The organism is Erythrobacter sp. Dej080120_24, from assembly GCF_036322605.1.
GTDB classification, from domain to species: Bacteria; Pseudomonadota; Alphaproteobacteria; order Sphingomonadales; family Sphingomonadaceae; genus Erythrobacter; species Erythrobacter aurantius.
This window is the reverse complement of the sequence record NZ_AP027262.1, coordinates 1,324,062-1,345,304: the sequence shown is the minus strand read 5'-3', so window position 1 is coordinate 1,345,304 and position 21,243 is coordinate 1,324,062. Positions and strand designations below refer to the sequence as shown.

Annotated in this window: 20 protein-coding genes; 10 read left to right on the top strand and 10 right to left on the bottom strand. The window is 62.6% G+C overall.

Annotation, left to right across the window (positions count from 1 at the left end):
* Window positions 1–36 precede the first annotated feature (36 nt).
* Window positions 37–852, top strand: coding sequence for an SDR family oxidoreductase (locus AABA34_RS06390; RefSeq protein WP_338304391.1), 816 nt, complete (start codon window positions 37–39; stop codon window positions 850–852).
* 244 nt (window positions 853–1,096) lie between these two features.
* On the opposite strand, the gene AABA34_RS06385 is transcribed toward AABA34_RS06390, so the two are convergent.
* Window positions 1,097–1,390: a 4a-hydroxytetrahydrobiopterin dehydratase gene (locus AABA34_RS06385; protein WP_338304390.1), complete on the bottom strand. Its 294-nt coding sequence runs from the start codon at window positions 1,388–1,390 to the stop codon at window positions 1,097–1,099.
* Between the two features lie 65 nt (window positions 1,391–1,455).
* Between AABA34_RS06385 and ccmA the strand changes: the two genes are divergently transcribed.
* Window positions 1,456–2,070 carry a heme ABC exporter ATP-binding protein CcmA gene (gene ccmA, locus AABA34_RS06380; protein WP_338304389.1) on the top strand — a complete coding sequence of 205 codons (615 nt, stop codon included), beginning with the start codon at window positions 1,456–1,458 and terminating at the stop codon, window positions 2,068–2,070.
* The gene (locus tag AABA34_RS06375) at window positions 2,067–2,717 is read left to right on the top strand and encodes a heme exporter protein CcmB (protein ID WP_338304388.1); all 651 of its coding nucleotides are present in this window, start codon (window positions 2,067–2,069) and stop codon (window positions 2,715–2,717) included. Before ccmA ends, AABA34_RS06375 begins: the two co-directional genes overlap by 4 nt.
* A 3-nt stretch (window positions 2,718–2,720) precedes the next feature.
* Here AABA34_RS06375 and AABA34_RS06370 read toward each other — a convergent pair whose 3' ends face one another.
* Complete coding sequence (locus AABA34_RS06370) at window positions 2,721–2,981, bottom strand: hypothetical protein (RefSeq protein WP_252260186.1); 261 nt, start codon at window positions 2,979–2,981, stop codon at window positions 2,721–2,723.
* A gap of 185 nt (window positions 2,982–3,166) precedes the next feature.
* Here AABA34_RS06370 and AABA34_RS06365 point away from each other — a divergent pair, with 185 nt between their 5' ends.
* Entirely contained in the window at window positions 3,167–3,829 is a 663-nt protein-coding gene (locus AABA34_RS06365) for a hypothetical protein (protein ID WP_338304387.1), read from the top strand.
* Between the two features lie 13 nt (window positions 3,830–3,842).
* On the opposite strand, the gene map is transcribed toward AABA34_RS06365, so the two are convergent.
* Together map and AABA34_RS06355 are read right to left on the bottom strand one after the other, a co-directional pair.
* On the bottom strand, window positions 3,843–4,670 hold the full coding sequence (gene map / locus AABA34_RS06360) for a type I methionyl aminopeptidase (RefSeq protein WP_338304386.1): 828 nt from the start codon (window positions 4,668–4,670) through the stop codon (window positions 3,843–3,845).
* Window positions 4,671–4,709: 39 nt separating this feature from the next.
* Window positions 4,710–5,555, bottom strand: coding sequence for a hypothetical protein (locus tag AABA34_RS06355; RefSeq protein ID WP_338304385.1), 846 nt, complete (start codon window positions 5,553–5,555; stop codon window positions 4,710–4,712).
* A gap of 63 nt (window positions 5,556–5,618) precedes the next feature.
* On the opposite strand from AABA34_RS06355, the gene AABA34_RS06350 reads away from it, so the two are divergent.
* The 5 genes from AABA34_RS06350 to glnA all read left to right on the top strand — a co-directional run bounded on the left by AABA34_RS06350 (window position 5,619) and on the right by glnA (window position 10,446).
* A complete protein-coding gene (locus AABA34_RS06350) occupies window positions 5,619–7,004 on the top strand; it encodes a leucyl aminopeptidase family protein (RefSeq protein ID WP_338304384.1) in 1,386 nt (461 codons plus the stop codon).
* Between the two features lie 91 nt (window positions 7,005–7,095).
* A complete protein-coding gene (locus AABA34_RS06345) occupies window positions 7,096–7,449 on the top strand; it encodes a hypothetical protein (RefSeq protein ID WP_338304383.1) in 354 nt (117 codons plus the stop codon).
* Between the two features lie 31 nt (window positions 7,450–7,480).
* Window positions 7,481–8,404 carry an N-acetyl-gamma-glutamyl-phosphate reductase gene (gene argC, locus AABA34_RS06340; protein WP_338304382.1) on the top strand — a complete coding sequence of 308 codons (924 nt, stop codon included), beginning with the start codon at window positions 7,481–7,483 and terminating at the stop codon, window positions 8,402–8,404.
* Between the two features lie 205 nt (window positions 8,405–8,609).
* Window positions 8,610–8,948, top strand: a complete 339-nt coding sequence (locus AABA34_RS06335) for a P-II family nitrogen regulator (RefSeq protein WP_034952418.1) — start codon at window positions 8,610–8,612, stop codon at window positions 8,946–8,948.
* Between the two features lie 88 nt (window positions 8,949–9,036).
* Window positions 9,037–10,446, top strand: coding sequence for a type I glutamate--ammonia ligase (gene glnA / locus AABA34_RS06330; RefSeq protein ID WP_034952415.1), 1,410 nt, complete (start codon window positions 9,037–9,039; stop codon window positions 10,444–10,446).
* A 135-nt stretch (window positions 10,447–10,581) separates the two neighbouring features.
* On the opposite strand, the gene AABA34_RS06325 is transcribed toward glnA, so the two are convergent.
* Together AABA34_RS06325 and AABA34_RS06320 are read right to left on the bottom strand one after the other, a co-directional pair.
* Window positions 10,582–11,238, bottom strand: a complete 657-nt coding sequence (locus AABA34_RS06325) for a hypothetical protein (RefSeq protein WP_338304381.1) — start codon at window positions 11,236–11,238, stop codon at window positions 10,582–10,584.
* Window positions 11,235–11,441, bottom strand: a complete 207-nt coding sequence (locus tag AABA34_RS06320) for a helix-turn-helix transcriptional regulator (RefSeq protein WP_338304380.1) — start codon at window positions 11,439–11,441, stop codon at window positions 11,235–11,237. The genes AABA34_RS06325 and AABA34_RS06320 overlap by 4 nt, the downstream gene beginning before the upstream one ends.
* A 248-nt stretch (window positions 11,442–11,689) precedes the next feature.
* Between AABA34_RS06320 and AABA34_RS06315 the strand changes: the two genes are divergently transcribed.
* Window positions 11,690–12,409, top strand: a complete 720-nt coding sequence (locus tag AABA34_RS06315) for a lysozyme (RefSeq protein ID WP_338304379.1) — start codon at window positions 11,690–11,692, stop codon at window positions 12,407–12,409.
* On the opposite strand, the gene AABA34_RS06310 is transcribed toward AABA34_RS06315, so the two are convergent.
* The 4 genes from AABA34_RS06310 to AABA34_RS06295 form a co-directional block, all read right to left on the bottom strand.
* On the bottom strand, window positions 12,403–16,629 hold the full coding sequence (locus tag AABA34_RS06310; protein WP_338304378.1) for a translocation/assembly module TamB domain-containing protein: 4,227 nt from the start codon (window positions 16,627–16,629) through the stop codon (window positions 12,403–12,405). The genes AABA34_RS06315 and AABA34_RS06310 overlap by 7 nt on opposite strands.
* The gene (locus AABA34_RS06305) at window positions 16,629–18,743 is read right to left on the bottom strand and encodes an autotransporter assembly complex protein TamA (RefSeq protein ID WP_338304377.1); all 2,115 of its coding nucleotides are present in this window, start codon (window positions 18,741–18,743) and stop codon (window positions 16,629–16,631) included. The genes AABA34_RS06310 and AABA34_RS06305 overlap by 1 nt, the downstream gene beginning before the upstream one ends.
* Before the next feature lie 49 nt (window positions 18,744–18,792).
* Complete coding sequence (locus tag AABA34_RS06300; RefSeq protein ID WP_338304376.1) at window positions 18,793–19,638, bottom strand: arginyltransferase; 846 nt, start codon at window positions 19,636–19,638, stop codon at window positions 18,793–18,795.
* 263 nt (window positions 19,639–19,901) lie between these two features.
* Window positions 19,902–21,167 carry a threonine ammonia-lyase gene (locus AABA34_RS06295; protein WP_338304375.1) on the bottom strand — a complete coding sequence of 422 codons (1,266 nt, stop codon included), beginning with the start codon at window positions 21,165–21,167 and terminating at the stop codon, window positions 19,902–19,904.
* Between the last annotated feature and the right edge of the window lie 76 nt (window positions 21,168–21,243).

Genomic DNA, 21,243 nt, shown 5'->3' with positions numbered 1-21,243 from the left:
AAAGCCGGTTGCAAATAGCAATCGGAGAGGGATCACATGGCAGACCAGCGGCGCAGCATTTTCATCACCGGCGGGGCTTCGGGTATCGGGCGCGCGGTGGCGCGGCATTTTGGCGATCGCGGCTGGTTCGTGTGCATTGCCGATGTCAACGCCGCCGGGATGCAGGACACGCTCGGCATGATCGAAGGCGGGTTCAAATACTCGCACATCCTCGACGTGCGCGATCGTGCTGCGTGGGACGTTGCGCTGGAAGCGGCGGCAACGGCGGCGGGTGGCCGGATCGATGTGATGGTGAACAACGCCGGGATTGGCACCGGCGGGCCGTTGGCGGAGCTTTCCAAGGACGAAATCGACGCCTGTCTCGACATCAATCTGCGCGGGGTGCTGTACGGCGCTCAGGCCGTATATCCCTATCTGCAGAAGACCGCGCCCGGTTCGGCTCTGGTCAACATCGCCAGCGCGGCGGGGATTACCGGCGGCAGCGGGATGAGCGTTTACAGCGCGACCAAGTTCGGCGTGCGCGGGATCGCCGAAAGCCTTGATGCGGAATGGGCGCCGGACGGGATCAAGGTATCCTCGATCTGTCCCAGCTTCATCGAGACACCTCTGCTCGACGGCACAGGCAATCGCAACACCAATGAAGACATCCGCACGCGGGTGACGGCCGCCGGACTTGAGATCACCCCGGTTGAGGAAGTGGCCGAAACGGTGTGGAACGCCGTTCACGGCGACGATCTGCACTATCTGGTGGGCAAGACCGCGCGCCAGCTGAACTTTGCCAAGCGCTGGATGCCGGGCAAGGTGCGCAAACAGCAACGCTCGGCCGGGCGGCAAGGGCTGCTGGGAAAATAATCGCGCCCCGGTCTCGCCGCTTTCCTACTGTGCGGGAAGCAAGGTAAGGAAGCGGTGGCTGTTTGAAATCGTCAGCAATCCCGCAAGGTGACAGTGTGAGATCGGAAGATCACACCGAGCAAGCGTCAGCGCGCCCATAAACGCGCCACAAGTTGATGTTTTTATGGATTTATGAGTTCCGCGCAGGGAACGTGGAATATTCTTAAAACCCCGGCCCAGTGTCAATTTCAGGCCGGAATCCCGATCAGACAAGCGCGTCGATGGCGCGCGCCATCTTGGCATCGCGGATCGACAGGCCGTCTGCGTCATGCGTGGTCAGGGTAATCTCCACCTTGGCATAGACATTGAACCATTCGGGGTGGTGATCGTGGCGATCCGCGATCAGCGCGACGCGCGACATGAAGCCCCAGGCTTCGGAAAAGTCGCCGAACTGGACGGTCCGCATGATCGCCTTTCCATCGCGTGCCAGCTCCCATTCGGGATGATCGGCCAGCAATTGATCGCGTTCTTCGTCGGTCAGTTGGGGGACGCTGGTCATGGCGTGCGGCTCCGCTTCAGGCAAGTGTTGTGGGAAGGCTCGCTTTTGCCTAACGCGTTGGGGCGATGCAAGCTTCTGTCTCCCCCGCAATTTCGGCCAAGGGTGTCGCCTGTCGGCGCGGCGACAGGCTGTTGTTCCGCAAGCTGTCGTTCGATCTTGGCGCGGGTGAGGCGCTGCATATCACCGGGGCAAACGGCACGGGCAAGACCACGCTGATGCGAGTGCTGGCGGGCCTGACAACGCCGTTCGCGGGCGAAGTGCTGCGCAGCGGGGAAATCGGCCTGCTCGACGAACGCCCGGCGCTCGATCCCGACCTGCCGCTCGGCCGGGCGCTGGCTTTTTGGGAAAAAGTGGACGGATGCACCAATCCGGCGGGCGCGTTGCACGTGATGGGATTGGAGCCACTGCTGGAAGTCCCGGTGCGGTATCTTTCGACGGGTCAGAGAAAGCGCGCCGGCCTTGCCGCGCTGCTCAATCGCGGGGTGCCGATCTGGCTGCTGGACGAACCGCTTTCAGGTCTCGATGTGGCGGCCATTGCGCAAGTCACCGCGCTGATCCAGCTGCACGTCAGCGGCGGCGGGATCGCGCTGATCGCTTCGCACCAGCCGCTCGAAATCGCGGGGCTGCGGACACTGGCGGTGGAGAGCTTCATCCCGCGCACTCAGGAAGAGCCCGCATGATCGCCGCGCTGCTCAAACGCGACCTTGCCAAGTTCTTCCCCTTTGCAGGCGGCGGAGCAGCGCTGCCGGTGGTGTTCTTTGTCGCGGTGGCAATGCTTTACCCCTTTGCGGTAGGGCCGGATGCCAACATGCTGGCGCGCACCGGCGGGGGCGTCGTCTGGATCGCGGCGCTGCTGGCGGCGATCCTGCCGCTGGAGAAGCTGGTGGCGCAGGATATCGAGCTGGGCGTGTTCGACCAGCTCAAGCTGCGCGGAGTGACCGAGGAAGTGATGATGGCGGTGCGGCTGCTGGCGCATTGGCTGAGCTTCGGGCCGCCGCTGATCATCGCCGCCTTTCCGTCTGCGGCGCTGCTGGCGATTGAAGGGCCGACGCTGCATCTGCTGCTGATCGGGCTGGCAGTGGGGACGCCGGGTCTGGCCGCTATCGGGCTTATGATCGCCGCATTGACAGCAAGTCTGCGTGCGGGCGCCGCGCTATCGGGGCTGCTGCTGGTGCCGCTGGCGCTGCCGATCCTGATCTTTGGCGCGGGCGCATTGGCGCGGCAGGACCCGGCCAGCCTCGGATTTGTCGCCGCGATCAGCCTCGGTCTGGTGGCGATAGCGCCGTTCGCTGCCGGGGCGGCAATCCGCGCGGCGCGAGAGGTCTGAGGATCAGGCGGCTTCTTCGAGTTCCGGCATGCCGACGGGAACCGGCGCCGGCTTCTTGACGGGCTCTGCGGGCTTTTCCTCGAACCGCTGATCGAGCACCAGCACCATCAGTTCCGCCTGCCGTTTGGCGACGACAAAGGCATAAACCAGTCCGCAAACCAGCACGACCCCGGCTCCGCTGCCAAGGAAGGCAATGTCGAAATAGGTCGCGACGAGGATCAGCCCGATCGCGGTAAACAGCAGTCCAATCGAAATCTTTGACATGTCTCGCCATCCTTCCGCCAAACCGGTGCGACCAAGCCTGTTGGACGGTTCCTGAGAATGGCTGAAAGCTATCGTTAAGATGTTAACCGGCTGTTCCGCGGCATGCTTGCGAAATGGTTTCGCAATTGAGGATCGACTTGGGCGCGCTGGCGTTTCAATCGGGCAAACGACCAGAAAAGGCAGCCATGCGCGCACCTGAAAGCCATCGCCGGGAAAACCTGCTGCTCAGCCGCATAGCGCAGGGCTTGCTCGGTTTCACCATGCTGGCCTTTGCACTGAAGGCGCTGGTGCACACGGAAGTGCAGGCGCGCTACACCCCGCTGGTGGTGTTTCACGGCGCGGTGATGCTCGGGTGGCTGACGCTGCTCGCGTCACAGGCCTGGCTGGCGGCGCGGCACCGGCTGGACCTGCACCGCGCGATCGGCCGCGCCTCAATCGCGCTGGTGGGCGCAATGCTGGTTTCAGGGGCAATCATCGCGGTGAACATCGGGCGCGAACTGGGCCGGCCCGAAGTGACAGTGGTGAACATCGCCGCCTTTGTCACTTTCGTCCCGCTCTATCTCGTCGCCCTGCACTTCGCCCGACGGCGCGACATGCACGCGCATCGGCAGGCGATGCTGATCGGGACGCTCGCGCTGATGACCCCGGCCTATGCCCGGCTGGTGCAGGTCGCAGGCCTGCCCGATCCGGTGGCGATCGCGGCGCAAGTGCCGATCACTCTGGCAATCGCGCTTGGTTACGAATGGGCAGTTCTGGCACGACTGAGCAAACCGGTGATCGCCATGCTCGGCTTCTCGCTTGCGGTGATCGCGGTGATGGTTGCCGTGCTGGTCGCCTTCTTCATGTGAAGGCGCACCGTGATCAATAAGGCGGCTTGTCGCGTCCTGTCGGGCTCTTGGTGAAGATTTCCACCCCGTCTTCGGTGATCGCAAGGCTGTGCTCGAACTGCGCCGACAGGCTCTTGTCGCGGGTTACCGCGGTCCAGCCGTCGCCGAGCACCTTCGCCCAAGGCTTGCCGAGATTGATCATCGGCTCGATGGTGAAGAACATTCCCGGCTTCAGTTCCGGCCCCGTCCCCGCTTTCGCCGCGTGGACGACTTCGGGCGCGTCGTGGAACAGGCGGCCAAGCCCGTGGCCGCAGAATTCGCGCACCACGCCATAACGGAACTGGCGCGCATGCGCCTCGATCGCGGCGCCGATATCACCCAGCCGCGCGCCGGGCTTCGAAGCGGCTTCGATCCCCAGCATCAGGCATTCGTAGGTCACATCAACCATCCGCTTCGCCTTCAGACTCGGCTCGCCCGCGTAATACATCCGGCTGGTATCGCCATGCCAACCATCCAGCAGCGGAGTGACATCAACGTTGAGGATGTCCCCGTCCTTCAGCACCTTGTCCGAAGGAATGCCGTGGCAGATCACGTGGTTGATCGAAATGCAGCACGAATGGGTATAACCGCGATACCCAAGCGTCGCCGGAATCGCGCCGGCGTCCAGCATCATCCCGCGGATAGCGGTGTCGATGCTTTCGGTGGTGACGCCCGGCTGCACCATGTCGGCCACTTCATCAAGGATGGTCGCTGCAAGGCGCCCGGCCTTGCGCATCCCTTCGAAGCCTTCTTCGGTGTGCAGCTTGATCGTGCCGTCGCGATAGACGGTCTCATTGCCTTCGACGAGTTGGTATTCAATCATGGCGGCGCATATAGCGAAGCAGCCACCGAAATGCGAGCGCTACTCTGCCAAGGCAAAAGCACCGCGATATTCGGGCTTCACCACGGACAGGATCAGATCGTTCACCGCGATCTCGAATTCATAGGGCCCTTCGGCATAGGAACCCGCGACATAGGGCGCGGCGACAAACCGGATGGTGTCGAAACGCTTGCCGCCCGATGCCAGCGGCAGAACCACAAGCTCGCTGACGGAAGGGCAATTGTCGAACTTGTTCATCGCCGTGATGTCGATTTCCAGCTTGTCCCGCCGCGCCTCCAGCAGCGATTGGCAATAATCGCCATATGCCGTGTTTTCGAGCGCGACCTCATCCACGAACAGCGCAACCGGGCGCATGGCCGCGCCCGCCCCGTCATTCGCTTCCCGATCCCACATCAGCGCGTCGAAGTCGGTATTGCCATGCGCGCCGCCGGTGTAGACTTCGGTGGTGCCCAGCATCACCAGAAAGCGGGGCGTATCGGCGGCGACTGTCCAGCTTTTGGAATAGTAGCGGTTGACGCAGGTAATGCACTGATAGCCGTCTTCGGCATCGGCGAATTCGGCGACGGATTGTTCCCACTCCGCCTTCTGTTCGGCGAGCGCCTTGTCCCGTTCCTGTGCCAGCATCGCGGCGAAAGGTTCGATGGCGCTGACTTGCGCTGGCCAGAAATAGGCGAAATCGCGCGCCGCCTCCCCGCGCGCTTCCTCGTCCTTGAACTCGACCGGTTCCGCACCCTCGCCCAATCTGCGATCCAGCGCCGCCTGCGCGCTTTCGCCCTGACCGGCTGCGATTTCATCACCCATTTCATCGGGGGAGGAACACGCCAGCAGCACCGGCAAGGAAATTGCGACAAACGCCCAACGAACCATCTTTACCCCCGTCCTGCCTGAATTGATGCGTGACAAGATTAACAGCGGGATTATGGACGCAGCATGACCGAGATAAAAGACCTGATCCAGCCCGATCGCGGCCAGGACGCCATCGCCATCCACCTCGTCAACAAGGACGGCTTTGCCGAGTTTGCAAAGACGCTTTCCGCTGGACAGCGCGCCGCGCTTGCCGCGCAGAAATTCGACGGCAGCGGCTACCAGGTCGGGATCGTGCCCGATGGCGACAGCTTCTTTGCAGTGGGCGGCGTTGCCAACCCGGACAATTTTTCAAGCTGGTGCCTTGCCAAGCTCGCCGAAGACCTGCCCGAAGGAACCTATCGCGTCGCCGGCCGCCAGCCCGGCCCCGCCGCATTCGGTTGGCTGACGGCGCAATATCGCTTCAACCGCTACAAGGCGGAGGACAAACCTGTTGGTCCGCGCGTGCTGTTGACCGAACAGGTCGGCCGCCTGCCCGCCATCATCGCGGAAGCCGAAGCGGAAATGCTGGTGCGCGATCTCGTCAACACTCCGGCAGAAGACATGGGCCCTGCCGCACTTGAAGCCGAGATCGAAAAGCTGGCCAAGGCGCACAAGGCCGAAGTGAAGGTCACGCGCGGCGACGAACTGGAACAGGGCTATCCCATGGTCCACGCCGTGGGCCGAGCCGCCGCGCGCAATCATGCGCCGCGGATCATGCACCTTACCTGGGGCAAGAAAGACGCCCCGGTGCTGGCGATTGTCGGCAAGGGCGTGTGCTTTGACAGCGGCGGGCTCGATATCAAGCCAGCGTCCGGTATGCGGCTGATGAAAAAGGACATGGGCGGTGCCGCCCACGCGATCGCGCTGGCCGGGTTGGTAATGGCAGCCGGGTTGAATGTAAGGCTGCACCTGCTTGTCCCCGCAGTCGAAAACGCCATTTCGGGTCCTGCTTTCCGCCCCGGTGACGTGCTTTCGAGCCGCAAGGGGCTGACCGTGGAAATTCACAACACCGACGCCGAAGGGCGGCTGATCCTCGGCGATGCGCTGACCCGCGCATCGGAGGAAAGCCCCGATCTGATCATCGACTTCGCCACGCTTACCGGAGCGGCGCGGGTCGCGCTTGGCCCGGATTATGCCGCGATGATGGCGCGGCGTGACGAAACCGCCGATGCCATGATCGCAGCGGGCAAGGCCAATGATGATGAACCCTGGCGTCTGCCGCTGCCCGATTCCTATCGCGAATATCTGGCAAGCGATATCGCCGATCTGGCCAATGCCCATTCGAACCCCTACGCCGGGGCAAGCGTTGCCGGGCTTTTCCTTGACCGGTTCGTAGGCGAGGGGATCGACTGGGTGCATTTCGACACCTTCGCATGGCGCCCCTTCCCCAAGCCGGGTCGTGCGCGAGGCGGCACCGCCTATGGCCTGCGCGCGGCATGGCATATGTTGCAGGGACGCTACGGCGGGTAACTTGCCCCAAGGGAAAACTGCGTCTAAGCGCGCCTAATCCAGACTCCGGGAGCGGGGGCTTTATCCGGGTTTTTGGGGACAGAAGAAAAAGATGAATGGGGCGCCCAGCCTGATCACAACCTACGAAGTGCCGTCTGGCGGACTGGGTCTGAAAGGCCCGGTGGCAAAGCCTGCGCCCGGCACTCTGCCGCTGCGCGGCGATCTTGCGCATATCGCGCTGGCAGGAACGCATCTCGCCGCGCATTACGTCATCCCGCATGAACGCTTTGTCGGTCCTGACGGTGTCGCCGTTATGGAAAACACGCGCGTCGATTCCCCGCAAATCACCCGTTTCGAACCCGGCACAAGGATCGAAGTGCTTGATGTCGCAGGTGATTGGGTGTGGGGTTGCCTCGGTCCTCAGGGGCCGAGCGGCTACATGAAAGCCAGCGCGCTTGCGGATTGATCCGTTTGCGATAGCCGCTTAATCCTTGGTGATGGCTGTTCGCGTTTTCATTGATGGTGCCGCCGGGACAACCGGCCTCGAAATCCGCGATCGGCTGAAAGGCCGCGACGAATTCGAGCTGTTGGTGCTGCCCGACGATCAGCGCAAGAATGCGAAGGCCCGCAAGGATGCTCTGCACGCAGCGGACATCGCAATCCTGTGCCTGCCTGATGATGCGGCGCGGGAAACGGTGGCTCTGGCCGAAGGTTCGCAGGTGCGAATCATCGACGCGTCGAGCGCGCACCGCGTCGCCGAAGGGTGGACTTACGGCTTCCCCGAAATCATCGGCCACAGCCGCATCCGGAAGGTGCGGCTTGTTTCCAATCCGGGTTGCTATCCCACTGGCTTCATCGCGCTGCTCGCCCCTCTGGTGGACGAAGGGTTGCTGCGATCCGACTGGCCGTTCACCGTCAACGCCGTCAGCGGATATTCGGGCGGCGGCAACGCTCTGATCGACCGGTTCGAAGCGGACAAGACGCTTGCCTTCCGTGCCTATGGTCTGGCGCTGGGGCACAAGCATCTGGCAGAGATGACCCGTTATTCCGGTTTGCGCCATGCACCGGTTTTCTCGCCCGCAGTGGTGCCTGCCTATCGCGGAATGGTGATCGACATTCCCGTGCCGGGACAGGCCTTTGCCGGCGACACGGGCGCGGGCAATCTCCACGAAGTGCTCGAAGCGGCATACGAAAGCTCGCGGGTCGTGCGGGTGCACGATTGCGCGGACAATCCCTCCGAAATCATCCTCAATGCCGATGCCCCAGCCAGCGACGCACTGGATCTCTACGTATTTGGCGAAGGGCAGGAGGCGCGGCTGGTGGCGGTGCTCGACAACCTCGGCAAAGGCGCTTCTGGGGCCGCGATCCAGAACCTCAACATCATGTGCGGCATCGCCGAGACGACCGGCCTGCGGCTGTAGCGCCGCAAAGCCCTGCCCAAATATTGGGCAATCCTCGCCCTAGCCTTAGGCACTGTTGCGCTGCGTTGCACAATATTGCTACCACAATCGGCACACGCAATGATCCTTGCGCACGGCAAAGGATCGGCTACCGAAGTATGACAAGGCTTGGCACGATTCTTGATCGAATCGTTCAAGGTTCACTGCCCGGCGGGAATGGATTTACGTGAAAAAGATCGAAGCGATCATCAAACCCTTCAAGCTCGACGAGGTGAAGGAAGCGCTGCATGAAATCGGCGTATCCGGCATCACCGTCACCGAAGCGCGCGGGTTCGGCCGCCAGAAAGGCCACACCGAGCTTTATCGCGGGGCGGAATATGTCGTCGACTTCCTGCCCAAGGTGAAGCTGGAAGTGGTCGTATCCGATGATCAGGCTGACCGCGTTGTAGAGGCCATCGCTGCCGCCGCGCAAACGGGCCGGATCGGCGACGGCAAGATCTTCGTTTCGACGATCGACCGCGCTCTTCGCATCCGCACCGGGGAAACCGATGATGACGCGATCTGACGGCACCTGCTGACAATACCCAGATCCGCCGGACGGGCGGGCATCCTCTCAAACAAGAAACTACAGAACTCAAGCTGGAGACATAAGAATGGCAAGCGTGAATGACGTCCTGAAACAGATCAAGGACGAGGAAATCGAGTGGGTCGACCTGCGCTTCACCGATCCCAAGGGTAAGTGGCAGCATCTCACCATGGCCGCCAGCGTCATGGACGAAGATTCGCTCGAAGACGGCCTGATGTTCGACGGTTCCTCGATCGAGGGCTGGAAGGCGATCAACGAATCCGACATGATCCTGAAGCCCGACATGGACGCCGTCTATGTCGATCCGTTCAGCGCCACCCCGATGCTGTCGATCTTCTGCGACATCGTCGAGCCTTCGGACGGCCAGCTGTATTCGCGCGATCCGCGTTCGACCGCCAAGCGCGCCGAAGCCTATCTCAAGTCGACCGGCATCGGTGACACCGTATACGTCGGCCCCGAGCCCGAATTCTTCATGTTCGACGATGTCCGCTTCGAAGACGGCTATGCCGGTTCGGGCTATGCCATCGACGATATCGAACTGCCGACCAACACCGGCAAGGAATACGAAATGGGCAACATGGGCCACCGCCCGCGTGCCAAGGGCGGCTATTTCCCCGTCGCACCGGTCGACAGCTGCATGGACATCCGCGGCGAGATGGTTTCCACGATGATGGAAATGGGCCTCAACATGGACAAGCACCACCACGAGGTGGCTGCGGCCCAGCACGAACTCGGCATCACCTTCTCGACCCTGACGAAGACCGCTGACCAGGTGCAGGTTTACAAGTATGTCGTGCAGCAGGTCGCTCATGCTTACGGCAAGACCGCGACTTTCATGCCCAAGCCGATCAAGGCTGACAACGGCAGCGGCATGCACACCCACATGTCGATCTGGAAGGACGGCAAGCCGACCTTCGCTGGTAACGAATACGCCGGTCTTTCGGAAACCTGCCTCTATTACATCGGCGGCGTGATCAAGCACGCGAAGGCGCTGAACGCCTTCACCAACCCGACGACCAACAGCTACAAGCGTCTGGTTCCCGGCTTCGAAGCTCCGGTGCTGCTGGCCTATTCGGCCCGCAACCGTTCGGCATCGTGCCGCATCCCGTACGGCGCGGGCGAAAAGGCGAAGCGCGTGGAATTCCGTTTCCCCGATCCGCTGGCCAACCCGTACCTCGCCTTCTCGGCGCTGCTGATGGCCGGTATCGACGGGATCGAGAACAAGATCCATCCGGGCGAAGCCATGGACAAGAACCTCTACGATCTGCCGCCGGCCGAACTCGCCGACGTGCCGACCGTGTGCGGTTCGCTGCGTGAAGCGCTCGAAGCTCTCGAAGCGGATCACGAGTTCCTGCTCAAGGGCGACGTGTTCTCGATGGACCAGATCGAAGCCTATGCCGAACTGAAGTGGGAAGACCAGCTGCGTCTCGAAACGACCCCGTCGCCGGTCGAATTCGACATGTATTATTCTTCCTGATTGGTGGGCGAGGGGCCATCCGGCCTCTCGTCTCCTCGCTCACGCGAGAAATTCATCATTTCCAAGACCCCTTGGAAAAACGAAGGCCGCTCGGGGGGTGCCCGGGCGGCCTTTTGTTTTTCGCGATAGCCGGGATCACCTTGGCTTGAGCAGTCCACGTCGGCCCGTCGCGACGAATGTGGCGACCATACTCAGGATATAAAACATTGTGATCACGTCGATTGGGTCCTGCCCTGCGGCAAGCCCGAGGTGCTCGAGCAGCGCCCACCCGCCAACAACGGCGAAGGTAAGGCAATAGCCAATGGTCATCGCGTCGGAATTCACCGCAGCCATCAATTCATCCGACGCGCGATAGGATTGCCAGGCAAAATAGCTGCCAAGCGCGATCAGGATGCCGGCGATGATCAATGCGGTGGCAGCCGGGATCACGCCGTTTTCCCCGCCCAGCGCGGCCACCACCAGGCCCACGCCCCACAAGGATGCGGCGTAGCAGGAATGGAGCAGCATGCCGCGCTGTTCCATCAGCTCTTCCTCATCCTCGACATTGAGGATGCGCGCGCCGACTTTCGGCTTCAGCGCGCCCAGCGCCACACCCAAGCCCATGACGACATAGAACGCGCCGACCAGCACTGCGGCCTTGGTCGACTTGTCGAATTCCCCGATCCACCCTTCGGACAGGAAACTCGACACTGCGAACATGGTCACAAATCCGACGACGGCACCAATCGCCATCGCGATCAACGCCTTGCGCGTGGGCGATTTTGTATTCGCCTGATTGGTTTCGGTCATCATTCTTCCGGCTCCCAGTGATCGATAAACAGGTCTGGCACGCTCACCTGAAACAGCTTCGCCATGCGCAATGCCAGCGGTAGCGAAGGGTCGTATTTGTCGGTTTCAACCGCATTGATCGTCTGCCGCGAAACGCCCAGCCGCCGGGCCAGTTCGCCCTGGCTCCAGCCGTGCAGTTCGCGGTGATGCTTCAACCGGTTTTCCAATTTCGAGCGCCCTTTTCGAGGTGATTCGCACCAGGCCTGCGCCTGTAAAGAGCTCTTTACTGTAAAGAGGTCTTGTCAGTCAAGAGCTCTTTACATCTGTTCTTGCGCATCGCTTCCACGATGCGACATCCTCGCGGCGCTGCGGCCGCGCGATGGCGTTTCAAGCGCAATCACGACCCATTTTCCTACTCGGGCATTTTGTGCCTAATCAGTGGGCCTCGTTCCCCCTTTTTTCGAGGCTGATACCGATGACTGATACCCCTTCCCCCACCCGCAAACCCGTTTTCGATGCCGTGCGCCGCATGCTTGGCCGTGGTTTCCGCCCTGCCGAAGCCGACGCGCTGCATCAGGCGCTCGATCCCGTCCTGCTGCCGGAAGGTGACACTTTCGGCGCCAAAGGTGACACTCCGGCTTTTTTACCCTTGGACAGTGTTCCATGTGTTCCAAGCGTGCCTCACATACGCCGAAGCGAGCGCAACCGGACACAATCTCCGCGCACCGTCGGTGATCCCGGAATTGCCCTGATCAAGCGGTTCGAAGGTTGCGCCCGGCTGCGGCGTGACGGGCTGGTGGAGGCCTATCCCGATCCCGGCACGGGCGATGCGCCGTGGACGATCGGCTGGGGCGCGACGCGCGGCGGGCTGTTCGGCTTTGTCACGGCGGAGACCGTATGGACGCAGGAGCAATGCGACGAACGGCTGGTGGACGATCTTGCGCGGTATGCTGCCGAAGTGGAGCGCGCAATCGGCGATGCGCCCACCACGCAGGCACAGTTCGATGCACTCGTCAGCTTCCACTACAACACCGGCGCGATTGCCCGAGCCACGCTGACGCGGAAGCACCGGGCGGGCGACTATGCCGGGGCCACATCCGAGTTCGCCCGCTGGAACCGTGCGGGCGGGCGTGTACTCAAAGGGCTGGTTCGGCGTCGGGCGGAGGAGGCAAAGCTATACCATTCGGCTCAGTAATCGCGGCTGATCTCCGCCAGCACGCTGTCGCGCCCGATGGTTGTCACCGTGCCCAGCAGCGCGAGCCAGCGTGTGATGCGGTATTCGACCTGCGTGGCGCTGTAGCCTTGTCCGTCCGTCACCAGTTCGATGTAGAACCGGCGGCCCAGGTTCTTGCCCAGCGCTACCCCGGTCCCCCGGCCCAGCGCGGGATCGGCGCTGACGATGCGAAGCTGGTCCAGCCCGATCGAGCGCCTCAGCTGCCCGATCGGGTCGAGCCCGGCTCCGCCACCCTGAAGCGCGGCCAGCGCGGCACCAAGCTGCACCGCGTCGGTGGCGGAAAGCGAGGTGACCGAACCGCCGAACAGCAGGCGCGCAAGGATCTCCTCCTCGGGCAAGGCGGGGGTGGAGGAAAAGGCGATCATCGGTGATTGGGCATTGCCGGTGATGTCGATGGATACGTCGGTGCCGTTGGCGCTGGCTTCGGCTTCGATGTCGAGGCGCGGATCGATGGCGCGGCTCTCGTCGAAGGCGATCCGCCCACGGGTCAGTTCGAAGCGGGTTCCGGCAAAGGTGTAATCGCCGCGCACCAGCCGGGCCTCCCCGCCGATACGCGGATCGTCGACAGTGCCGCGCAGGGCAATATCGATGCCCCATTCACTGTCGAGTCCGAGCCCGTCGACGGCAACGCGGCTGGGCGCGGTGGCATCGACGAGATAGCGCCAGGCGCTGGTGGCAGTGGCGCGCTCCACCTCGATCCGGTCGGCGCGGCCGATCTCGCGCGTGGCGATCGTGGGCAGGCGCATGTCCTCCTCCGCCACGCCGAGCGCCCAGCTGGCCCGGCCAACCCGGACACGGCCGGCAATGGCGCCGCCCGAACCGTCGGAGACAATGCGCAGCGGCCCGGTGATCGTCGCATCGAGGCCATTGGCATTGAGCAGCCTGGCGTTCCGGGCTGCAGCGCGGATGTCGATCTTCGGCCCCCGGCTTGCCGAGATGTCCGCAAGATCGACAAAGCCGCTGCCCGTTACCGAGCCATTGCCGCGTGTCGTGCCGGAGAAGCGGGTGAGTTCGAGCCGCGATCCGGCAAACCGCCCGCGCAGCGTGATGCCGTCGATATCGGTTCCCGAGATCGAGCTTTGCAGCCTGAGCGCATCGCTGGCGAGATTGCCCGATATCCGCGGCGCTTCCAGCGTGCCGGTCGCGCTGGCCGTCAGATCAAGCGGCCCGGTGATGTCGAATGTCTCGATCGCGGCGAGCCGCCACAGGGCTTGCGCCGATCCTTCGTAATCGAGCCTTGCATCAAGCCGCCCGCGCCTGATCCGTTGCGCCAGATCATCGCCTGCGCCCAGCCGGGTGATCCGCGCCTCAAGGCGTCCGAGTGGCGTTTCGTCTTCGCGCAGGCGCGCGCCAATCGCGAGCGCATCCGGGCCAAGATCGACAACGGCGAAGACTTCGACAGGGCGCGACGAGAGCACAAGTCCCGAGCGGCGGAAGCCTTCGACCCGCACACGCGCACTACCGGTGGGCGCTGCGCCATCGCGCTGATTCCAGGTGAGTATGCCGGACAACCTCCCGCCTAGCCCCAGCTCAGCCCCGGCAAGGTCCGTCAGCTGCAAGGGCATGCTCGCCAGCCTTGCCTCCAGCTCGGTCCGATCACCCCCGAAGCTTCCTTCAATGATGGTATGGCCCCGCGCAAAGCTGATCTGTGTCGGCGCGAGGCGATATCCGCCATCCTCAAGCGAGGTCAGAACCGCGCGGCGCGGCATGGTGATCCGCCTGCCGCCGTATTCGCCTTGCGCAATCAACGCGATCCGGCCGGGGGCGAAATCGCCATCCAGTTTAAGCGCGAAGCGTTCCTCGCGCCGCCCCGCGATCGAAGCCGTAACATCGCCGCGCCCGTCAACAATCGCGGCTTCGGCAGCGAAACTGGCGATTTCCAGTGCCCCGTATTGCAACCCCTCGCCGGCGATGTCGGCATCGATGGTGGTTGCACCTGCCCCGAAGCGTCCCTGTGCCCGGATATCCGCGCTGGCGATGGCAATCTCTGTCTCTCCGCCAAAGCGTGCCTGGTTCGCCCTGATATCAGCATCCAGCCGCTGCCCTCCGCCCGAGGCAGGGGCGATCCGAATGGTGCCGTTGAGCCCGCCGCCGCTCAGGGCGAGATCACCCGCTATGCCAGCTTCGCGCAGCAGCAGTTCCCCCGCGACATTGGTGCGAAACACCTTCAAACTCGCAATATCGATGCGCGTGGGCGCGTCAGCTGGAAGATACAGCCCGAGCTGCCCCTCGAATGGCCCAAGGGTCGATCCACCGGCTACATCTATAGCAAAGCCGTCACCCTGCGGGGCGATCCCGACCCTGACATCCGAGAGACCGGCCGCCGGAAGCGGATCGGCAAGCACAAGCTGCGCTCTTGGGCCATCGCCAGCGATCTCCGCGTCGAAGGTGAAGGGGCCGTATTGCTGGTGGCTGCCGCTTCCCGCCAAGGTCGTGCGCCCCTCGACGATCCTGCTGTCCAGCCGGGCATCAAGCCGATCGCTGGCAAGCACCACATCGCGCAATACCAGCGGCTCCCCGCCGCCAACGCCAAGGCTGCCGTCAAACCGCAACGGGTCGCCCGCCACCGTCACCACACTTTCATTCGTGATTTCGGTCAGGACACCCGACAGGTTGGCGCGCAAGCTCCATGGAAAGCCGGAACCGAACTTCAGCAGGATCTTGGAATTGGCATTGATTCTGCCGATGTCGGGAAAGGCGACCCCGCGCGCGGTGACCGGTCCGGCCAGCGCATATGCCCCTGCCGCCGTATCGCCGCGCAGGGTCAATTCGCCGGACAGGCCGGGAAACGCGATGCGCGCATTGTCGGCTTCCAGCCGCCTGCCATCAAAGCTCAACAAGCCGCGCAGGGTGCCGCTTTTGAGCAAGGGATCGGCATAGTCATTACCGGTGATCACCTGCCCCGCGCTGATGTTGAGCGGCACACGCAGGGTCGACCCGTCAAAGCTCGCCGTGCCATCATGCGAAAGCCGTTCGAGCCGTGCCACCCCATCAGCATCGAGCGCGGAGGCAAGCAATGTGTGTTCGATCTCAAGCTCGCGGAATGGCCCCGCAAGGGTTGCATCGAACCGCGCGTCCTCAAGCCGGGCAATACTGCCGAGCAAATCAGGATCGCGCAGCCGTGCGCGCAGGATCAGATCGTCCGCCTCATTGTCAGCGAGGTCAAGCCCGCCCGCGCTACGCAGATCAAGCGCGCCCGAAATCGCAGCCATCTGACCGTCGAGAACGCTGTCTTCCAGCGTGCCGGAAAAGGCGATCGAAACGGCATCCCCCAGCGCGCGATCAAGGATCGATCCATCGGACAAGGTTGGCTTGATCTGCCCCAGCAAGCCGTATTTGCCGCTGGCATTGGTTATGCGGAAAGCCGCCACATTGGCGAGTTGGCGCGCCCCATCTTCCGGAGCTGCCACCTCTCGCTTGACCAGCGCATGCCCCAACCAGCGTGACCATGTCCCCTGCCCCTGAATGCGCGCATCATAGGCGGCACGCAGACCGGCAATCGCCGCAATCGGGCCATCATCGGCGGCCTTGTAGTCCAGCGCCAGATCGAACCTGTCACCATCCGGCTCCACGTCGAGCAGGAAATCGATCCGGTCCTCAGGCCCGAACCGGCCTTGCGCATCAACCAATGCACGGCCTGAACCGATATCGACCTTGGCATCGAAATCGACGCGCTGAGCCACTTCGCCCGCCACACCTTCGAGTAGAGTGAGGTTTTCGATCGCCAGCTTGTCCACACGAATGTCGAAATCGGGCAGGATGGGGGCGTCAGGATCGCCGGGCAGCAGTTCGGGTATGCGCTGCAACCGGCCCCGACGCGCTGACAACTCGCGGATATCGAGCCCGCTCCACAGCCAAGCAAGCGGACGCCAGTCGAGCGCGACTTCGGGTATGGTAAGGAACGTCCCCTTGGGGTCTTTGACCACCACGTCGTGCAGGATCGCGGAGCCGTAAATATCGCCTTCGATCCGCCCCACTTCGAACCGCAGCCCTGAGGCAGGCGAAACCTGCGCGATCTGGTCTGCCACGAAACGTTTGCCGATCGGTGATGAAAGGAATGCCGCAGCCAGCAGCAACGGCGCCATCACAATCGCGATGGCCCAGCCCAGCCGCTTTGCCCAGCGACGCTTGGCTTGCGGCTGATCGGCGGTATCGGTCATGATGGTTTCCGGCTCGCTCATCAGAACGCCTGCCCCAGGCTGACATAGACGACCACTGGAGCATCAAACATGCCCGGATTGAGCGGAACGCCAACATCGACGCGGATCGGACCGAAGCTGGTCTTGTACCGCACGCCCACGCCTGCGCCGTACTGGATAAACCGGAAATCGGGGGTTGAGCCGAGCGACACCGAACCGACATCGAAGAACGGCACGACCTCCACCGCTCCGTCGAGCAATCCGGTCTCGATGCGCGCTTCTACCGCAGCCTCCACCAGCGATCCGCCGCCTGTCGGTTCGCCGAAATCGTTGAGCGGGCCAATGCTCTGGAACCCGTATCCGCGCACCGATCCGCCACCACCTGCATAAAGCCGGCGAGACGGTGCCAACTGGAATGGTTCAGCCCCCTGATTGGTGGCGAAGGCGATACGCCCGGCTATGACATTGTCGCCGAACGGCTGGTAGATGCTCGCATCGATCCGGGTGCGAACATAGTAGGTTTCATCGCCAAGCGAGCGCGAAACCTCGGGAGCAACCACACCGGTGATCCGGAAACCCTTGGTCGGGTCAAGCAAGTCATCGCTCCGGTCAATCGTCATGCTGCCGAACAGACCGGCGATCTGATAGGTCTGTCTGGGACGAGGAATGCCGCCGATGACGCGGTTGCGTTCATCGGTGTAAAGCAGTTCAAACCCGGCTTGCCATCCAAGCGGCTTCTGGAAGATCAGGTTTGACACACGCTCCAGCCCCGCCCTGAGGCCGATGGTGCGTGCATCCACCGCCTCGGTCTCGATATCGCTGGCATAGGCATCGATCCCGATGGTCTGATCGCGCTGGCGGAAATTACGGCGGGCAAAGGTGACGCTCGCCAGCTGCTCGCGCGTGCCAATGATACCGCGCAGCCGGAGCGATCCTTCGGGCGGGAAAAGATTGCGGTGCTCCCATCCTGCTTCAAGCTTGAAGCCGTCCTCGGTACCGTAGCCGATAGCGCCCGAAATGGTCCGCAGCGGCGCACGTTCAAGCGTCACGTCAAGCGCGACTTCGCCGGGCGCGCCTGCTTCGGGAGGGGTTGCCTCGCGCGGGGCGATGGCGACGCTGGAAACCAGCCCTGTGGCGAGAATGGCCCGCCGCAGGTCTTCCTTCATGCTTTCGCGATAGGTCTCACCCGGATCAAAGCGGGCAATCCGGGCAAGATGCCGCCCGGAAAGGAATTCGGGATCATTGCTCAGGATGTCGCCAAAGACGAATTTGCCGCCCGGTTCGACCGGCAGGGCAAGATCGCCTTCAAGCCGTGAATGATCGACCAGCAGCGACGGCTCCCCCAGCGTCGCAAAGGGATAGCCGTTTTCCCCCAAGGCGACGGACAGGTTCAACTGCTGCGCCACAATCCTGTCCGCGTAGAGCGGATCGCCGGACGCGATGCCGAATTCGCTCCTTAGCCGCGCGCCATCGGGATCGGGCAGACGGTCAAGTGCACCCAGATCAATCCTGCCAAAGCTGTATCGCTCGCCCGGAATAATGTCGAAACGCACCCGCGGATCGCTGTCCACTGCGCTTCCGACGCGGGCCTGTTCGCGCCGTCCTCCGGACAAGAGGCGGATAACACTGCCGTCGTAATAGCCGTAGTTGCGCAGGATATCGTCCAGCAGCAGCTCGTCAGACCGCGCCCGCGCGGCCAGTTGCGGCACGGTTTCCTGCCCGCTGTCGAGCGCCTTGATCGTGGACAGCGCCCGGAAACGTTCCACAAACTCCCTCTCTTCAGGGAAGATCGAACGATCCGCAGGAAACGCCAGCACAAGTTCATCGCCGAGCGAAACCTCTATGAGTTCGGGCAGTTCCACCAGGTCAGGAGCGTCGATTTCGGTAAAGGCCAGAGCCTCCGGATCGGGTTCAAGCTCGGGAATTTCGGGGATCGAGAGATTGTCCAGCGAAGCGTTCAGATCAAACAGCGGATCGGAGGGAACGACGGTGGGCGCAGGTACTTGCTCATCAGATCCGGCAGGCTCCTGAGGATCTTCAGCGGGTGGCTGCGGCGTTTCTGGCGCACCTTGCGCAGCCCAGTCCTCTGGCCGTTCGACCGCGCTTTGCGGGATCAGCTCATCAAGCGATTGCGCGAATGCCGGCGAACCGGACATCGCCACACCGACCGCGAGGGCCAGTCCCAGCTTCGGCCAATGCAATCGCTCAGCTCGAACGGAATTTGCCGGGCTGTCCGTCTTTGCCACCGACACCCGCAACACTCCCTTTCGTCCGATCGCGCGGAGCCGTGGCGACTGCGATAAGCTTGGTTTGTTCGGCATCGTCCATTCGCTGCCACCCCTCACGCGTCAATCGTTCTAGCGGGCGGTAGCGGACTTTGTACTGCATGCGCGGCGACCCATCCACCCAATATCCCAGGTAAACATAGGGAAGGCCGTCTTCAGCGGCACGGCGGATGTGATCGAGAATGATATAATTGCCCAGACCCGCACGTTCGGCATGATCAGGATCGTAGAACGAATAGATCATCGACAGGCCATCGCCCTGACGATCAGTCAGGCAGGCGCCAACCAGGCGACCCGGCTCCCCGTTTTCCGTCGGCTCGCGATACTCCACAACGGTGCTGGTGACCGGGGTGTGTTCGACCATGTCGGCATAGTCGAGTTCATCCATGGTCGACATCCCGCCATCGGGATGACGCACACCGAGATATTTGGTCAACAATTCAAACTGTTCGTCGGTCGCCCATGGGCGGCATTCGGTAACGATCAGATCGCTGTTGCGTTTGAGATCGCGCTTTTGCGTGCCCGACGGCCGGAAATCGCGCGCCACCACACGAACCGAAACGCATGCCTGGCAATCGAGGCAGCTGGGACGATAGGCGACGGTCTGACTACGGCGGAAACCGATGCGGCCCAGCGCCTCGTTCAACTGATCTGCATGCGGCCCCTTCAGCTCGGTAAAGACCTTCCTTTCGCTGCGCCCGGGCAGATACGGGCACGGCGCAGGGCTCGTCACGAAGAAGCGGGGGAAGCGGATCGGAGCCGTCACGGGTCTGGCTGGGTCCTCTTGAACGGGAATCGTCTGGGCGCGTGTTAAGACATTCTTATGCCTTTTTGCCTCCGGCGGTAAAAGACCCTTAACCACAAAACAGGGTGAATTTTGGGTTACTTTGCACAAGATGGCCAAAAGTCTTGCGCCGCTTCGGAGCAATGTTTTGCAAAGCCGGCCCGGCACGCCCGAAAGTGGGACAGCCTCCAGTCAGTCACTTAACGACCCATGCAAAATCGCGAGCGAAGCCGCGAATCGCCGGATCAGTTCAGTTCGACAACCTGCACATTGTAATTGGCTTCGCGCAGCGCTTCGACAAGACGTTCGACCTGTTCGGCATCTCTTGCCTCGCATTCGATATCCGTGATCAGGCCCTTTGCCGGCAGCGTCGTGAAGATGCGCTGGTGATAGATTTCAATGATGTTGACGTTGTGCGCGTCAAACAGCCGCATGACCTTGAACAGCGCGCCGGGGCGATCCTGCAAGGTCACGCGCAGCCGTGCCAGCCTCCCCTGTCGGGCAAGATCGCGCAGCAGCACGTTTGCGAGCAGCCGGGTGTCGATATTGCCCCCGCACAGCACCAGGCCGACTTTCTTTCCGGCGAACCGTTCGGGGTTCATCAGCACGGCAGCAAGCCCGGCGGCGCCTGCCCCTTCGACCACGGTCTTTTCGATTTGCAGCAGCAGCGCGACTGCCTTTTCCAGCTCGGGTTCATCAACCAGCAGGATGTCATCGACCCGCTCGGCGATCACCTTGCTGGTGAATTCGCCCGGCTTCTTGACTGCAATGCCTTCCGCAAGAGTATCGCCGCCACAATCGCGTTCCTCGCCCTTGATCTTGGCGAACATGCTGGGGAAGAGCGCAGCCTGGACTCCGATCACTTCCATGTCCGGGTTAAGCGCCTTCGCCACCGTCGCCATGCCCGAAATCAGCCCGCCGCCGCCGATGGGTGTAACAAGGCAGTCGAGATCGGGGTTCACCTCCAGCATTTCGAGAGCGACCGTGCCCTGCCCGGCGGCGATTTTGGGATCGTCAAACGGGTGGACGAAAGTGAGGCCGCGTTCCTTTTCGAGCAGCCGTGCATGAGCATGCGCATCGTCGAATGTTTCGCCTTCGAGCACAACATTGCCGCCCACGCTTTCGGTCTGCATCACCTTCACCGTCGGGGTCGTCTTGGGCATGACGATGGTGACTGGCACGCCCAACCGGGTGCCGTGGTAGGAAAGGCCCTGGCTGTGATTGCCTGCCGATGCCGCGATAACTCCGCGCTTCCTCTGATCCTCGGTAAGCTGCAACAAGGCGTTGAGCGCACCGCGTTCCTTGTAAGCGGCGGTGAACTGCAAATTCTCGAACTTGAGCCAGATGTCCGCCCCGGTAATCTCCGAAAGCGTGATCGAATGCATCATGGGCGTCTTGACCACGGCGCCTTCGATACGTGCGGCAGCGGCACGCACGTCTTCGATGGTGAGATCGGCCGGAGTAGCGACGGCTTGCTCGGGCGAGGCTTGTTTTGCAGCTGGCACAGTCATGATGCGCGCCGCGCTAGCCTCCCGTAGCGGCAAGGGCAATTCGAAACGCCGCCATGATACCAAAGAAATACTTCTT

Bases quoted from the DNA above. Each gene is read 5' to 3' on its own strand.
- AABA34_RS06390 (WP_338304391.1), top strand. From the start codon at position 37: ATGGCAGACCAGCGGCGCAGCATTTTCATCACCGGCGGGGCTTCGGGT.
- AABA34_RS06385 (WP_338304390.1), bottom strand. From the start codon at position 1,390: ATGACCAGCGTCCCCCAACTGACCGACGAAGAACGCGATCAATTGCTG.
- ccmA (WP_338304389.1), top strand. From the start codon at position 1,456: ATGCAAGCTTCTGTCTCCCCCGCAATTTCGGCCAAGGGTGTCGCCTGT.
- AABA34_RS06375 (WP_338304388.1), top strand. From the start codon at position 2,067: ATGATCGCCGCGCTGCTCAAACGCGACCTTGCCAAGTTCTTCCCCTTT.
- AABA34_RS06370 (WP_252260186.1), bottom strand. From the start codon at position 2,981: ATGTCAAAGATTTCGATTGGACTGCTGTTTACCGCGATCGGGCTGATC.
- AABA34_RS06365 (WP_338304387.1), top strand. From the start codon at position 3,167: ATGCGCGCACCTGAAAGCCATCGCCGGGAAAACCTGCTGCTCAGCCGC.
- map (WP_338304386.1), bottom strand. From the start codon at position 4,670: ATGATTGAATACCAACTCGTCGAAGGCAATGAGACCGTCTATCGCGAC.
- AABA34_RS06355 (WP_338304385.1), bottom strand. From the start codon at position 5,555: ATGGTTCGTTGGGCGTTTGTCGCAATTTCCTTGCCGGTGCTGCTGGCG.
- AABA34_RS06350 (WP_338304384.1), top strand. From the start codon at position 5,619: ATGACCGAGATAAAAGACCTGATCCAGCCCGATCGCGGCCAGGACGCC.
- AABA34_RS06345 (WP_338304383.1), top strand. From the start codon at position 7,096: ATGAATGGGGCGCCCAGCCTGATCACAACCTACGAAGTGCCGTCTGGC.
- argC (WP_338304382.1), top strand. From the start codon at position 7,481: ATGGCTGTTCGCGTTTTCATTGATGGTGCCGCCGGGACAACCGGCCTC.
- glnA (WP_034952415.1), top strand. From the start codon at position 9,037: ATGGCAAGCGTGAATGACGTCCTGAAACAGATCAAGGACGAGGAAATC.
- AABA34_RS06325 (WP_338304381.1), bottom strand. From the start codon at position 11,238: ATGATGACCGAAACCAATCAGGCGAATACAAAATCGCCCACGCGCAAG.
- AABA34_RS06315 (WP_338304379.1), top strand. From the start codon at position 11,690: ATGACTGATACCCCTTCCCCCACCCGCAAACCCGTTTTCGATGCCGTG.
- AABA34_RS06310 (WP_338304378.1), bottom strand. From the start codon at position 16,629: ATGAGCGAGCCGGAAACCATCATGACCGATACCGCCGATCAGCCGCAA.
- AABA34_RS06305 (WP_338304377.1), bottom strand. From the start codon at position 18,743: ATGTCCGGTTCGCCGGCATTCGCGCAATCGCTTGATGAGCTGATCCCG.
- AABA34_RS06295 (WP_338304375.1), bottom strand. From the start codon at position 21,167: ATGACTGTGCCAGCTGCAAAACAAGCCTCGCCCGAGCAAGCCGTCGCT.